This window comes from Streptomyces sp. H39-C1, from assembly GCF_027158125.1.
Taxonomy (GTDB): Bacteria; Actinomycetota; Actinomycetes; order Streptomycetales; family Streptomycetaceae; genus Actinacidiphila; species Actinacidiphila fildesensis.
Genome location: NZ_JAPVLS010000104.1, coordinates 14751 through 29705, shown reverse-complemented (window position 1 = coordinate 29705; position 14955 = coordinate 14751). Strand labels below are relative to the sequence as shown.

The following is a 14955-nucleotide window of genomic DNA, read 5'->3' as shown; positions in this document are numbered from 1 at the left end:
CGCCACCGACCTCACCGTCGAGGGCCACCTGCCCCCCGAGCTGACCGGCCGGCTGATCCGCAACAGCCACAACCCCAAGCCCGGCGTCACCCCGACCCACTGGTTCAAGGGCAGCGGCATGGTGCACGGGATCCGGCTCCGCGCGGGCCGCGCCGAGTGGTACCGCAACCGGTGGGTGCACACCCCCGCCCTCGACGGTGCCCCCTACATGACCGACAAGGGGCCCGACCTGACCGCGAGCACCGCCGGCACCCACGTCATCGAGCACGCCGGCCGTCTGCTGGCGCTCTGCGAGGCCAACCTCCCCTTCGAGCTCACCCGGGACCTGGAGACGGTCGGCGCCCATGACTTCAACGGTCGGCTGAACAACGCCATGACCGCGCACCCCAAGGTCGATCCGGTGACCGGAGAGCTCCACTTCTTCGCCTCCTCGCCCTTCCCGCCGTTCCTGACGTACTACGTCGCCGACGCCAAGGGCGAGATCGTCCACAGCGCCGAGATCCCGGGAGCGACCGCCTCCCTCAAGCACGACTTCGCCATCACCCGCCGCCACGTGGTCTTCATCGAGGGCAACGTCACCTTCGACCACACCGAGCACTCCGGCATCCCCTACAGCTGGAGCGACCAGCAGCCCTCCCGTATCGGCGTCATGCCCCGCGGCGGCGACGGCGCCCGGCAGATCCGCTGGTTCTCCGTCGAACCCGGCAACATGCTGCACGCGGGCAACGCCTACGAGGACGGCCAGGGACGCATCGTTCTGGAAGGCCCCACCGTGGACCGCGAGGGGTTCCAGCTCTCCTGGAACTGGTGGGTCGGCGCGCCGGGGCGCGGTACCGAGCCCAGCACCCGTTCCTACACCCGCCGCTGGGTGATCGACCCGGCGGCCGGCACCGTCGACGAGCAGATCATCGACGACCTCGCGGTGGAGTTCCCGACCCTCAACGAGGACTACCTGGGCGCCGAGCACCGCTACCAGTACGCGGTGTCCTTCCCGGACCAGGAAGGGTTCGGCGGCTACGGCGTCGTCAAGTACGACCGCACCACCGGCGCCCGCCGCATCCACCAGGTCGGCGACGCCCGGCTGCCCAGTGAGGCGGTGTTCGTCCCCGCGGCCGGCGCCACCAACGAGGACGACGGCTATCTGCTCACCGTCGTCTCCGACCTGAAGCAGGACGCCTCCCAGCTGCTGGTCCTGGACGCCTCCGGCCTCGACCGGATCGCCACCGTCCACCTGCCGCGCCGCGTGACCGCCGGCATCCACGGCTCCTGGATCCCCGACAGCGCCCTGGACGGAAGCGAAAGCTGACCCCGCTTCCTCCCGGAAACGCCCTGACCTGAGCACCCCGACCGGAACACCCCCACCGGAACATCCCGAACAACCCCTCGAGCCCGAACAGGCCGAGGCTCATGACCAAGGAAAGTCGACATGACAAGAATCCGGAAGAACGCGGGCTGGATCGCCGCGGCCCTCTCCGCGCTCGTGGCCACCATCGCCGTACCGGCGCTCGCGCAGACCGAGGACGCCGATCACCGGACCCCCGCCAACAGCATCGACTGGCACGCCTGCGCCGACACCGACTTCACGAACATGCAGTGCGGATCGATCCAGGTACCCGTCGACTGGTCCCGCCCCCGCGCCGGCAGCACCACCCTCGCCCTGGTCCGCCGCCCGGCGGACGACCGGGCCCACCGCCAGGGCACCGTGCTCCTGAACGACGGAGCCGGCGGCTCCTCCATCGAGCAGCTGCGGCTGGCGATGCACATCCACCTCCCGGCCTTCGCCGGCGCCATGACCCAGAACTTCGACCTGGTCGCCGTGGACCCGCGAGGTGTGGGGCACAGCACGCCGATCCTCTGCGCGGAACCGCTCAAGCCCGCCGGAGTCAGCCACTTCCCGCAGAACCAGGCCGCGTTCAACGCGCTCGTGTCCCACAACCGGGCCTTCGCCGAGGACTGCCAGCGCCGCAACGGCCCGCTCACCGACCACCTCGACCAGACCAGCACCGCACGGGACTTCGAGGCGGTCCGGATCGGGCTGGGCGAGAAGCAGCTGAACTGGTACGGCATCCACTACAGCACGCTCCTCGGACGCACCTACGCCAAGCTCTACCCGGGCAGGCTGCGCACCATGGTCCTCGACACCGCCCTGGACGACACCGGCTCGCCGCTCGCCCGGGTCACCCAGGAGGCGGCCACCGCGGAATCGGCCTTCAACCGCTTCGCCGCCTGGTGCGCCACGTCGAAGGACTGCGCCCTGCACGGCAAGGACGTCGCGGCCGAGTACGACGCCCTCGTCGCCCGCGCCGACCGCACCCCGATCCCGACCGGGGGCGCGTCCCACCAGCCGCTGACCGGTGAGGACATCCGCGAGGCCACCCAGGACTACCTGACCCTGTCCGGTCAGGCCTGGCCGGACTTCGCGAAAGCCATCGTCAAGGCCCAGGCGGGCGACCCGATGGACTTCACCCACGACCAGGACGACACCCTCGACCCGGTCCAGGTACAGGTGCCGGCCTGTCTCGACGACACCCGCCCGGTGCACTCCCTCGCCCAGCTCACCCAACTGGGGAAGGAACTCGCCCGGGTGTCCCCGCACCTCGGTGGCGCCGTGCGCTCCTACAAGGCCATCGCCGGCTGCCTCGGCTGGCCCACCCCGTCCCAGCCCGTCAAGGCGGGCGCGCCGGTCCACGGCGCACCGCCCGCACTGATCCTCCAGTCCACCCACCAGGCCCTCGCCCCCTTCCGTGCGGGCGCAGCCATGGCCGCCCAACTCCCGGGCAGCGTCGTCCTGGGCCATGAAGGCGACGACTACAGCATGTTCCTGGTCTCCAAGTGCGCCCTGGAAGCCACCAACCGCTACCTGACCACCCGAGCCCTGCCCGCCCCCGGCACCGTCTGCACCGACTGAGAACCACCCCCTCACCGAAGGTGACGTCCGGCGCCCACACGCCGGACGTCACCCATTTCCGCGGTCGTTGAAGGTTCAGCCCATGGGCGGTTGCGGCTCGGGCTGCGGCCCGGGCGCGGGCTGCTCGGGGTGTGGGGAGGACGGCTGTACGCGGAGGGGGCGGGCTGCCCATTCGGGCAGGTACCAGTTCCACTTGCCGAACAGGGAGACGAGGGACGGAACGAGCAGCATCCGCACGATGGTCGCGTCGATCAGGATGCCCAGGCCGAGGCCGGTCGCCAGGGTTTTGAGATCGGTGCCGGGGCCGGAGGCGAGCGCGGCGAAGGCGAGGAAGAGGATGAGTGCGGCGCTGGTGACGAGCCGGCCGGTGCGGCCGATGCCCTCGATGACCGCTTCGTCGGTCGAGTGGCCGGCGTCGTACTCCTCGCGGATGCGGGAGAGGATGAACACCTCGTAGTCCATGGACAGTCCGAACAGGAACGCGAAGATCATGATCGGGATCCAGAACGTGACGGCCCCTGTGGCGGCGATGCCGAAGATCGCGTTGGAGCCGTGACCGTTCTGCCAGAAGAGCACCATCAGACCCAGGGTCGCCGCCAGGGAGATCAGATTGAGCAGCACCGCCTTCAGCGGCAGCAACAGGGAGCGGAAGGCGCGCACGAGCAGGATGTACGTGAGCAGCGCGATGATGGTGAGCATCAGGGGGAAGTTGCCGTAGACGGCGTGCAGGAAGTCGATCTGCGCCGCACCGATCCCGGCGACGCCGGTGACCCCAGGAAAGGTCGCCGCGACGTTCTTGACCCGCTTGACGACGTCGATGCTCTTCGAGTTCACCGTCTCGTGGTCCGGGATGACCACGACGATGCTCTGTCCGTCCCGGTTGCCGGCCGGCCCGGAGGGCACGAACGCCCCACGCACACCGTCGACCTTGCCCAGTTCGGCGGCGACCGGTCCGGCCTGGTCGGTGCGGACCAGTACCTCCATCGGGGTCAGCGCGCCGGTCGGGACGCCGCCGCGCTCCAGGGTCTGCAGGGTGTCGTAGGCCGGGCCGTTCTTGGCCAGCGATTCCGAGGAGGCCAGGCCGATCTTGATACCGAAGAAAACGCCGATCAGGATCCCGAGCATGGCCAGGGCGGCGGCGGCCGCGATCCAGCGGCGCCGTACCACGGCGGCGGTCCAGCGGCTCCAGAACCGGCTCGCCCGGTTCTCGTGCCGGATCTTCGGCCAGTCGACCTTCGGCCCGATGCCGCCCAGGATCGCGGGGGTCAGGGTGAGAGTGGTCAACACGCTCGCGAGCGGGATGAGCGCGCCGCCGTAGCCCATGCTGCGCAGGAACGGGACCGGCAGGACGACGAGGGCGAGCAGGCCGATGGCCACCGTCACACCACTGAACACCACCGCATGACCGGCCCGTTCCATCGCGACCACGACCGCCTCGTGATTCTCCCGGCCGCGGTCGCGCTCCTCACGCCAGCGGGTGACGAACAGCAGCGAGTAGTCGATCGCCACACCCAGGCCGATGAGGGCGACCAGGAACTGCACGATGAACGACACATCGGTGGCGTAGGTGAGCGGCAGCAGCATCACGAAGGTCGCGAGGATCGACACCGCGGCCACCAGCAACGGCAGCAGGGCGAGGAACGAGGCGAAGACGAAGGCGAGCACGGCGAGGGCTCCGACGGCACCGAGGAGTGTCTCCCCGAGCACCCCCGGCCCGCCGCTGTCATTGCCCCCGGAGGCCAGGACGTCCTGACCCGTCACCCCGACCGTGGCGCCGGACGGCAAGGCCTTCGCCGCCGCCACTTGGATGGGATCGGTGAGCAGCTTCTGGCTCGGTGACGGGTTGAACCGGTAGAACACCATCGCGTAGGCGGTGCGGTCGTCCTTCGTCCTGAAGGCCTTGTCGCCGGTGTTCGCCTCGTCGATCACTCGCACGTTCGGAACCGCTGCGCCCACGGCCGCGAATGCGCGGCCGACCTCGGCCTCATGGCCGGTGATCGTCTGCCCTGCCGGGAGCGTGACCGCGACCAGATACGGACTCGTGTCGCCGCCGCTGCCGAAAGCGGCCTCGATCTTGTGCGCCGTCACGGTGCCGGGCTGACCCGGCAGCGAGAAGTCGATCGTCAGCCGATCCGTCGTCCGGCCCGCCAGCAGCACGCCGGCAACCAGCACGAGACCCCAGAACGCCACAACCGCCCTGCGATGCCGCAGAACGAACTCGGCCCACCGACGCATGTCCGGTCCTCCCGCACGCCGTAGGGTGCCGAGCTCAGCCCTCGGTCCCTTTCCTCTGTTATCCGACAGATTTGCATACTTTGCACCACACGGCAGAGCCAGCGGGCGGGGTCGACGCAGCGCTCGTGCAGGCGCCGGCCCGTACGGGGACGGGGACGGGGGCATCGAATGTCCGTTCCCGTGACGCGTCCCTCGGCGCTACGCCACACGGTCGGCGCGCCTTCGGGCGAATGTCGCGCCGACGGCGTGGCGGGAACGGGCTCCGGTGGTACGCGCTTGGAGATGTCCAGGCCATCGCATCCGCAGTCCGGCAAACCGGACCCCGTCGCGCCGTCCGCCGAGCGCGGGCACCGGATCCGGAAGGCGTCGCGTCAAGCGCTGCGCGGCATCACCCCACCTCCGGCCGGGCCCGGCGGCGAGCCGCGGGTGTTCCCCGCCCTGCGGACGGCCGCCGCGTACGCCTGGCGGATCCTCGTGGTGGGCGTCCTCGTGTACGCGGTCTTCTCCGTGCTGGGGCGGTTCCACGAGATCGCCGTGGCCGTCTTCCTCGGCCTGGTCATCACCGCGATGCTCCGACCGGTGACCGACCTCCTGGCGCGCTTCCTGCCACGACCGCTGGCTGTCGCGGTGACCCTGATCGGCAGCATTCTGCTCGCCCTCGGCGTCCTGGCCCTGGTCGGCGGGTCGGTGGCGGGAGAGAGCACCGGGCTGGCGCGGGAGTTCCGGGCAGGCATCAACAGGATCGAGCACTGGCTCCAGCAGCCGCCGTTCCGGCTCAACCCCGAGGCGCTCACCGACGTCCAGTCCCGGATCGGGCAGTTCCTGTCGAGCCACCGGTCCACTCTCATCAGTACGGCGGTCAGTGGCGCCGGCCGGCTGGTCGAAGTCCTGACCGTGTTCGCGCTGGCCCTGTTCTCCTCGGTCTTCTTCATCCACTCCGGCGACCGGCAGTGGGGCTGGTTCTGCGACCAGCTTCCGCCGGCCGCGCGGGAACGGGTGATGGTCGGGGGCCGCGCCGCCTGGCGGACCTTCACCGGCTACACCCACGGCATCGTGCTGGTGGCCGCGATCAACGCGACCCTGGTCGGCGTCGCTCTCTTCGCCCTCGGCGTGCCGCTCGCGGTCCCGCTGGCCCTGCTGGAGTTCTTCGCCGCGTTCATTCCGCTGATCGGCTCACCCATCGCCCTTGCCGTCGCCGCCGTGGTGGCGCTGGCGGCCAAAGGCCCGCTGATCGCGGCCATGGTCGTCGCCCTCATCGTGGTCATCGGGCAGATCGAGGGCCATCTGCTGCACCCGATCGTGATGAGCTGGGCCGTCCGGCTGCATCCGGTGGTGGTCGCGTTCACGGTCATCGGCGGCGCCATCGCGGCCGGAGTCATGGGCGCGGTGGTGGCCGTACCGCTGGTGTCCGTCCTGTGGTCGGTCCATCAGGCGCTGCGCCGGACGGACGAACCGGGTCCGCCGCAGAACCCGGCCCCCGACCGGGGCACGGGATCATGAGGACATGAGCGCGGTGCCCGACCCACCCGAAAACCTCGTCAGGCACCGCTCTCCGGTGTGCCGCGGTCCCGTTACGGCACCGGCTGCTGCTGGGTGACGCAGTGGATGCCGCCACCGCCGGTGCCGAGGCGGTCGATGTTGAGCTGTTCGATGACGTGGCCGGGGAAGAGGCGGGTCAGGGTGGCCTTGGCCGCGGTGTCCGCCGGGGTGTCGCCGAACTGGCCGCTGATGACCGCCCCGTTGCCCACGTAGTAGTTGGCGAAGGAGGCGAGGAACTCCGGGTTGGTGGAACAGCAGACCGTCACCGCATCCTGGCCGGACGGCGCCCACCACGGACCGGTCTCACTGCGCGCCGAGGCGTTCAACAGCCCCCGGACCGAGACCACCGCATGACGTAGCCCACTATGGGAGAGCTCTCTTCAGCGGCGGCTGCCGGCCGGCGGAATCCGGCCGCGAGGCCGGTTCCCGACGAGCGGTGCGAGCCCTGTTGTCTCGTTTCCACCGTCTCTGGTCCACGATCCTCCACTAGGGTGAAGATCCTTTTGAATTCTGGGAGTTGAACAGATGCTTGCTGCCGTCTACCACGGTCAACGCGATGTGCGTGTCCAGGAATGGCCTGATCCTCAGTTACCGGCGGCAGGAGAACTCCAACTGGAGATTCTGCGGGCCAGCATCTGCGGTACCGACGTGGATGAGTTCGCTTCGGGTCCCCACCTGATCCCCCTCACCAAGCCGCATCCGGCGAGCCGTCATGTCGGTCCGCTCGTGCTGGGGCACGAGATGGTCGGAAGGGTGGCGGCGGTGGGGGCGGAGGTCACCGGGTTCGCCGTCGGGGACGTGGTGGTCCCGGGTTCCGGCGTCTCCTGCGGGAACTGCCGGTGGTGTCATGCGGGCCGGACGAACCTCTGTTCAAGCTACTTCACCGTGGGACTGCACGTGGACGGCGGCCTTGCCGAGCGGGTGAACGTCCCTGCGCGCATCAGCCGCTCCGTCGGGAGCATGCCGGCCGACATCGCGATCATGGCTCAGCCGCTCGCCGTCGCACTGCACGCGGTGCGCGGCGCCGAGGCCAAGGCGGGTGCGCGCATCGCGGTGATCGGCCTGGGCGGGATCGGCTCGTTGGCGGTGGCTGCCTGCACGGCGCAGGGCATCGAGACGATAGCCGTCGACGTCTCGCCGGCCCGCTTGGACATCGCGAAGCGAAGTGGCGCCTCGGTGCTCATCGACGCGTCCCAGGAGGACGCCGCCGCCGCGATCAAGCGGGCCACCGGTGGCGACGGCGCCGACATCGTGTTGGAGACGTCGGGCGTGCCCAAGGGGCTGGAGACTGCCATGAACGCGGTGAGCCGTGGCGGCCACATCCGCCTGGTCGGCCTGCACCGTGACCCCTCGCCCCTGAACCTGACCCGGCTGGTCCTCGACGAGATCCGGATCTCGACATCGAAGGTACACATCTGCGATCAGGATCTGCCTGAGGCGCTGGCCCTGCTCAACGACCACCCGGAGATCGCCACCACGTCAATAGACGCGGTCATCGACCTCGAGGACGTCGTGACGGCCGGGCTGATGCGCATGGCCGCGGGCGAAGCAGACGGCAAGACCATCGTCAGGCTGCCTACCTCGGACCCGAGGTAGGCACGTTCGTCACGGGCAACCCCAGGGAAGCGGCAATGAGCTTGGAGGGTTGATCTCCCAGAACACGCCGGAGCGCGACGGGCCCGCACTCTCAGTCCATGGGCAGAGTGCGGGCCCCGCACAGTTGTGGTCACACGAGCACGGCCGCCTCGTGGCCATCAGCCCAGACGCTGCTTCACCGCCGCCACATCGGGCCCGGCGTCGGCCGCCGGAATCTTCCAGCGGTAGGAGGCCTTGGTGGAGTCGGTGTAGACGAGTGTGCCGCCCTTGGCCTGCTCCGGGGTGAGATCGAAGATCTCGGCGCGGTTCTGCCGAGCTCCCGGCTCGATCCGGCCGAGGCTGTCGTACCCCGCGATGCTGACCTTGAAGGCGTTGCCCTTGCCCTCGGAGACGGTCTGGCCGTTCGAGCCGATCCACTGCCAGCCGGCGCCCGTGCCGTCCGTGGTCTCCTCGTCGGCCGCGTTCGCGGAGAGCGACGTGTCCAGGGTCGTGATGACGACGAAGGTGCCGTACCGCGAGGTCTGTCCGCGACCTGCCGTGGCATGGACGACGGTCGTCGGCGTGATCTCCACGATGCCGACGAGCTTGGTCCCCACCGTCCGTGCCGGCGTTCCGAGCGCCAGCGCGGCGCTGCCCTTGCCGGTGTCGCCGCTGGGAGCGGTCGCGGTGCCGGTAGGACTGCCGGTGGCCGTCGGCAGCACGGTGGTCGGCTGCCCGGCGGACGGTGTGCCCGTCGGCGTCGTGTGCGCGTCGCTGCCGGTCGTGCCATTGCACGCCGTCAGCGCGAGGCAGGCGGTGGCCGCCGTCGCGAGCAGGATCTTACGCATGGTCCCCCCAAGGTGTTGATGCCTGCCCGAGAACGTACCGCGACCGCGGCACCGCACAGCGTGACGTCACGAACCTGGGTCCAACGGCGGACCGTTGTGACGAACCCCCGACATCCGCACCGGATCGGTGGGCCCGGTCAGTAGTCCTTGAGGCTCAGGCTGTCGGCCACCCGCGGCTGTCACAAGCGACCCGGGTCATGAGACTCGCCAGGGCCGAGCGTGAAGGTACGGAGGTCTTGCGATAGATCGTCGACAGGTGGGTCTCGACGGTCCGGCGGCTGAGGTGGAGTTTGGTGGCGATGTTCTGGTTGCTCAGTCCCTCGGCCACCAATGCGGCGACTTCCAGCTCGCGTGCCGTGAGCTGGGCCAGCTCCGCGGGGACGTGCGGCGGGTCTTCCATCTGTGACCGGATCAACTCGGCCAGGTCGGAGACCAACCGCGCCCCGCCTCCGGTGGCCACCCGCTCGGCGCGGCGAAGCATGGCGTCGGCACGAGGTCCGTGGCCGGTGACCTTCGCCGGCGAGGCCGCCCGCAACAAGGACACCACCTCCCAGAGAAGCCCATCGGTGTGAGCGTGTTCCTGGGCCGCCTCGTGGAACAGGCGCGAGGCAGCGCTGGTGTCGCCCCGCTGCTCGGCGATCGCGGCCCTGGCGCGCAACGCCGCCGCGCGTTGGCCCGCAAGCCCAATGTGGGCCGCCTCCTCCGCGGCCCGGGAGGCCCAGCTTGCCGCCTGGTCGAGGTCGCCTGTCGCGATGGCGGCATTGGTGAGGGTCTCCAGTTGGGCCGGGCGGAGCGAAGGTTGCAGCCGCAGAAGTCCGGGGCCGCCTCCCGCCCTCAGGATGGCTTCCGTCGAACGGTACGGATCGCCGGCCATGTACGCGGCCTGGCCGAGCATGCACCAGGCCAGTGACGCCCACCAGTTGCAGCCCATGCCGGCCGCCGCCACCGCTTCCTCGGCGGTCGCCAGCGCCCGGTGATCGCCAAGGGGGCTCCCCACGAGGACGATCAGCGTCTTGGTGGACAACGTGAACGCCAGCAGGTCGCCGCTGCCGATGGCTCGCGCGACGGATTCGGCCTCCTCGGCGGCCTCCAGTGCCGATGGCAGTCGGCAGGTGCTCAGGTGCACGTAGGCCTTGCTCATCAACAGATGCGGCAGGACGTGGAGTTGTCCGGCGCGACGGGCGATGTCCAGTCCCCGCTCCGCGTGCCGTTCCGCCTCGGCGTACCGCTCCAGCAGGGCTTCCGCCCAGGCGAGCCACACCAGCGACTCGCACAGGTCGGTGAGACCGGGGTCGGTCAGGCCGTCCACGAGGCCTGCGGCTGCGTCGGCGAACCGCTCCGCGTCCCCGGTCCGGCCCTCGTACGCCTCCCCCAGCGCCGCGAGCCCGAGGACCCCGGCCTCGCCGGTGGTGTCGCCCTGGGAGCGAGCGGCGGCAAGAGTCCGCTCGATGTCCGCGCGTACGTCGGGATAGGAAACGGTCAGCAGCGCGGACATGCCCAGCGCCAGCCCCAGGGGAACCACCTGGCCGGGCGGAGGGCCGGGAGTGCGGGACAGCTCGTTGCGGAGCAGCGCGGTGGCCTCCGCCGAGTGACCCAGATGCCGTTCCATCATGGCGCACAAGGCGATGGCATCGGCGCGCAGGGCAGGGGTGCCGTCCCCTGACACGCTGATCAGTGCGTGCAGCAGATCCCGGCTCTGCCGCAGATTGCCGCTGATCCCCAGCGCCTTGGCTCGCGACAGCGTCAGCTCACCGCGCTGTCCGTCGAACTCAGTGGCTTCCGGCAGCATCTGCAGGACCACGTCCAGCAAATGGGCTGCCGTTGCCGGCGCCGTATCGGCGAACTGGACGGCCGCTTCACTCAGCACGGCAGCGGACGCCGGATCCCAGCCGTTGAGTGACCTCTCGACGTGATGGGCGCGCTCGGCGGCGGAGGCACCGGTCCTGGCCAGCTCGTCCGCCGCTCGGCAGTGGATCTCGGTACGCAGCCGGGGGGCGGTGTTCTCATAGACCAGTGCCCGCAGCAGCGGGTGGCGCAGCGTCCACTTGTCGCCCGCTCCCCTCCGGAGCAGGTCGCGTCGGGCGAGTTCGGCGGTCGGGTCACCCGGCTCTTCGCGCCCGGAATGACCGATCGCCACACGCAGCATCGAAGAGGTCGCATGGTCGCCGAGCACGGCCACTGCCTCGATGACGAGGCGCTGCGGCTCCGTCAGCGCGGTCAGTTCATCCAGCAGCAAGGAGTCCAGCCCATTGGGTACTCCGGCCGCGTCGTCGTCCGGTACGTGGGGGTGGATCCGGGCGGTGACTCCCGGCAATGACGCCCCGTTCCGGTACGCGTGGAGGAGGGCGTGCAGGTACAGCGGGTTTCCCTCACTGGCGGCATGCAGTTGCCTCGCATCGTCCTCAGGCAGGTCGGGGGCCAGTGCCGTGATGGACTCCCGTTCACCCAGCGGCCCGAGCGCCATGGGCAGCACGGCGCCGCTGTCGACTCCACGGGTGAGAGCGGCGGTCAAGGGGGTCGGAGTCTGCCGTTTCCGGTGCGCCAGGAGGAGCAGCACCGGGCCGTGCACCGGATGCCGGATCAGATGCTCCACCAGCTCCAAGGGCGCGGGATCCGCCCAGTGAAGGTCGTCGAGCGCCACCATCAGCCCGTTCTCCCCGAGCCGTGCCAGCGCCCCGGCGACGGCGCGATACACGGAGAAGCGGTTGGATAATCCCGCGTGTGACAGGGAGCCCCCCGCACCGCGGACACCCTGCAACAGCGGCGTCAGCGCCGCCACGAGTTCCTCGTCGAGCACCGTGGGATCGATGTCCGCGAACGCGTCCGTAAAGATCTGGAACGGTGTGTGTCGCTCGTACTCGGTGGCCCTGCCGCACAGCACGGTCAGCCCGCGCCGCCTGGCCCGCGCACACGCCTCGCCCAGGAGCCGACTCTTCCCGATACCGGCGTCCCCGGAGATGTCGACCACCCAGGGCCCCGCGTTCATCCCCAGGCCGTTGATGAGCGAGTCGAACTGCTCCACCTCCGCGGACCTGCCGACCACCGTCATCACGCTCTCGCCCCGCTCGTCAGGCCCTGATGTGAACAGGCTACCCAGCGTTTCGGGGTCGCGGAGATCCGGTGACGGGCGCTGACGCGATGTCGAGCCTTGGGCCCCCGTCCCCGGCCGGGTCGCGGGCCGGTCGCGGGCCGGCGCACGAGCCCATGGTTCCCGCCGCCCGGCGACACCACGTCCGGCCCCGCCGCTCACTACGTAGTTTCACGGATGCCACGGACCGCGCCACAGACCAGACTTGAGGCGGTCACCACCTGAGTGACGACCATCAACCGTGGTGGACGCTGAGTTTGAGGTTTTGGGGCGAACTCACCACCCTCATCGACGGTGACGTCTCCGACTCAGCTCCGCCCGCAGATCTGGAGACCCCGCATCATGCGTCCACGACGACCTTCTCGCCGCCCCTCCCCCTCCCTGGCCGGCCGTTCCGCGTTCGCGACTCTTGCGGGGGTGGGCGCTCTGCTGACGAGCTTCCTGGCCGTGCCGACCCCCAGCAGCGCCGTCGAACCCAGCAGCGCCGTCGCACCGAGCGACGTTGTCGCCAGCGACTGGATCGGCTTCGGTTACAACCAGGCCCCGCAGCCGCCGAACGGCACCACCTGGACCGCCGCCGACTGGAATCTGATGGTGTCCCGCACGGACTACATCAAGCCCGGCGTGGTGCGGGTGATGTTCAACCTGCCCTGGTTCTGGACGAGCACCGGCGGCTACGACTTCACCAACGACGCCTACCTGAGCGCCGAAAAGGTGATCAAACACTACGTCGATGAGGGCATCCCCGTCGTCAGCGGGCTGTTCGGCGTCGACCCGCTGAACTACACGGATCCGGGCACCGCCACCATCGAGGCGACGCTGGTGAAGCACCTTCAGGTCGACGGTGCCGCACCGAAGTACTGGGTGGGCCTCAACGAGCCCAACGTCTCGACCGGACCGAAGTCGTACTCCTACCCGGACTGGGTGACCGCGACCACCAACCTGACCACCGCCTTCACCATCGCGGGGGTGAGCACCTCGAAGACCGTCGTCTCCGGTGCGGACACCGCCGAGGCCGGCATCTCCGCCTACAGCGGCGACCTGGGCCACCAGACCGCGAAGAGCTGCAACCCGGGCTGCAGTTCCGCACTGGTCTGGAAGCCGGCCGCGCTCAAGTCCTTCACGGCGCAGGTGTACGCCGCCAGCGCGACCGACACCGCCGTCACCTTCCAGACCTCGTCCGACGGGACCACCTGGAAGAGCCTGTCCGTTGCCGCACCGACGCCGGTGGCCACCGTCACCGGCCAGAACAGCGGCGGTATGTGGCAGTACACCTACACGGCCTCGGGCATCGCCAACGCCACATACCTGCGTCTGTCGGTCGCGTCCTCGACCCTGGATCACACGGTCGGCGGCATGGCGATCGCCGGCGCCGGCAGTGCCCTCAACGATCCGCTCAACGACCTGACGCAGACGCAGACCGCTCTGAACTCGGGCTCCTGGACCAACAGCAACTCGTGGTGGCTGCGCTCCGCGCAGAGCGGCCTGCTCGGCGCCAGTGAGGCGCACTTCTACGACCAGGAGCTGTACGGTGCGGCACCCGCGTACGTCGAGCCGGTGATGACCCGGGCGGTCGCTCAGCTCCGCGCGGCCACGCCCACCGGCACCCCGGTGCTGCTCGGCGAGACAGGGATGAAGGCGGCCCAGAACCCGGACGGCAGCAAGAACTACGACTTCGCGCTGGACACGACGCAGCCGCTGCGCATGGCCGACCTGGCCGTGCAGGAGGCCCGAGCAGGGGTCGACGGCGCCGCCGCATGGTGCCTCGACGGCTACGCGGCCCAGACATACTGCGGCATGTGGGGACGCGGCACCGAAGACCCCAACACGGTCTCGGCGCACTCGACCGCGCTCCGGCCCTGGTTCTACACCTGGAGTCTGCTGAGCCGCTACCTTCCCACCGGATCCACCATCCACGCCCCCGCCCAGCCGACCGGCGTGCGCGTCCTGGCCGCCCAACTGCCCACCGGCGCCTGGACCTTCGTCCTGGTCAATCGCACCGCCGACACGCAGACCGTCTCGCTCAACGAACCGACCGGCACAGTCACCTTGGACAAGTACGTGTACACCAGCACTTCAGCGCCGACCGTCGACGCCAACGGCTTCCCCACCAAGGTCCGCACGCTGACCGCGGACTTCACGGGCGGTCACAACGTGACCGTCCCGGGCAACTCCGTCACCGTCTTCACCAACGGCTCCTGAGCCCACACGACCGCGGTCGGCCGGATGTCGTCCCGTCGTTGAGACAAGCAGTGGCCGTCCTCCACGCTTCGAGATGCCGGTAGCGAAGAGTGAGGGACGGCCACTGTGTCGGGGCTTCCGGTTGTCGGGTCCCTCGCACTTCGCACGTCCCTGGATCACGCCCGCACCGTGGTGATCGCTTGGTACCCCTCGGCCGTACACCGACCCGACTCCCGACCCCGAAGGGCTCACGCCACTGGCCTTCGCCGAGGACTACGGACATGACCTCGCGGTCCGACGACTCAAAGGGACGATCACACGGGGATGCCGTACCACCGCGCACCGATGCACGTGCCCTACTTGCCCGGGTCGTCCGCCCAGGCAATGAACCAGGAGGGCCCGTAGAGCAAGACCAGGACCAAGGCAGCGATCCCCGCCGTCAACACGATGATCGCGATCTTCCATCGTCGTGACACGTCCATCTCCACTCTCTGAGTGCCCATTGCGTGGTGGTGACTTCAGTCTATGAAACATCCCCGTTTCATCTCGGTGAGTTGGACCCGATGTGCAGCTGCGCAACT

The 14955-nt window shown here is 69.7% G+C and carries 10 protein-coding genes and 1 pseudogene; 6 read left to right on the top strand and 5 right to left on the bottom strand.

Features of this window, described 5'->3' with window-relative positions:
- The coding region (locus O3W51_RS40930; protein ID WP_269288856.1) for a carotenoid oxygenase family protein at nucleotides 1-1306 on the top strand (1306 nt) is incomplete at its 5' end.
- 120 nt (nucleotides 1307-1426) lie between these two features.
- Complete coding sequence (locus O3W51_RS40925) at nucleotides 1427-2908, top strand: alpha/beta fold hydrolase (protein WP_138352803.1); 1482 nt, start codon at nucleotides 1427-1429, stop codon at nucleotides 2906-2908.
- A 75-nt stretch (nucleotides 2909-2983) separates the two neighbouring features.
- Here O3W51_RS40925 and O3W51_RS40920 read toward each other — a convergent pair whose 3' ends face one another.
- Entirely contained in the window at nucleotides 2984-5143 is a 2160-nt protein-coding gene (locus O3W51_RS40920; RefSeq protein ID WP_138352802.1) for an MMPL family transporter, read from the bottom strand.
- Between the two features lie 282 nt (nucleotides 5144-5425).
- Between O3W51_RS40920 and O3W51_RS40915 the strand changes: the two genes are divergently transcribed.
- Nucleotides 5426-6643, top strand: coding sequence for an AI-2E family transporter (locus O3W51_RS40915; protein ID WP_138352801.1), 1218 nt, complete (start codon nucleotides 5426-5428; stop codon nucleotides 6641-6643).
- Between the two features lie 71 nt (nucleotides 6644-6714).
- Here the strand turns inward: O3W51_RS40915 and O3W51_RS40910 are convergent, their stop codons facing one another.
- The gene (locus O3W51_RS40910) at nucleotides 6715-7029 is read right to left on the bottom strand and encodes an agmatine deiminase family protein (protein WP_138352800.1); all 315 of its coding nucleotides are present in this window, start codon (nucleotides 7027-7029) and stop codon (nucleotides 6715-6717) included.
- A 178-nt stretch (nucleotides 7030-7207) separates the two neighbouring features.
- Between O3W51_RS40910 and O3W51_RS40905 the strand changes: the two are divergent.
- Nucleotides 7208-7609 (top strand): annotated as a pseudogene (locus O3W51_RS40905) (alcohol dehydrogenase catalytic domain-containing protein); the annotation flags it as partial.
- Nucleotides 7610-7642: 33 nt separating this feature from the next.
- Nucleotides 7643-8278 (top strand): zinc-binding dehydrogenase, encoded by a 636-nt coding sequence (locus tag O3W51_RS40900; RefSeq protein WP_269288858.1) that lies wholly within the window; start codon nucleotides 7643-7645, stop codon nucleotides 8276-8278.
- A 158-nt stretch (nucleotides 8279-8436) separates the two neighbouring features.
- Here O3W51_RS40900 and O3W51_RS40895 read toward each other — a convergent pair whose 3' ends face one another.
- Complete coding sequence (locus O3W51_RS40895; protein WP_138352798.1) at nucleotides 8437-9105, bottom strand: hypothetical protein; 669 nt, start codon at nucleotides 9103-9105, stop codon at nucleotides 8437-8439.
- A gap of 154 nt (nucleotides 9106-9259) precedes the next feature.
- Nucleotides 9260-12154: an ATP-binding protein gene (locus O3W51_RS40890; protein WP_269288857.1), complete on the bottom strand. Its 2895-nt coding sequence runs from the start codon at nucleotides 12152-12154 to the stop codon at nucleotides 9260-9262.
- Nucleotides 12155-12610: 456 nt separating this feature from the next.
- On the opposite strand from O3W51_RS40890, the gene O3W51_RS40885 reads away from it, so the two are divergent.
- Entirely contained in the window at nucleotides 12611-14395 is a 1785-nt protein-coding gene (locus tag O3W51_RS40885) for a hypothetical protein (RefSeq protein WP_138352796.1), read from the top strand.
- Nucleotides 14396-14730: 335 nt separating this feature from the next.
- On the opposite strand, the gene O3W51_RS40880 is transcribed toward O3W51_RS40885, so the two are convergent.
- Complete coding sequence (locus O3W51_RS40880) at nucleotides 14731-14877, bottom strand: hypothetical protein (protein WP_187145117.1); 147 nt, start codon at nucleotides 14875-14877, stop codon at nucleotides 14731-14733.
- Nucleotides 14878-14955 lie beyond the last annotated feature (78 nt).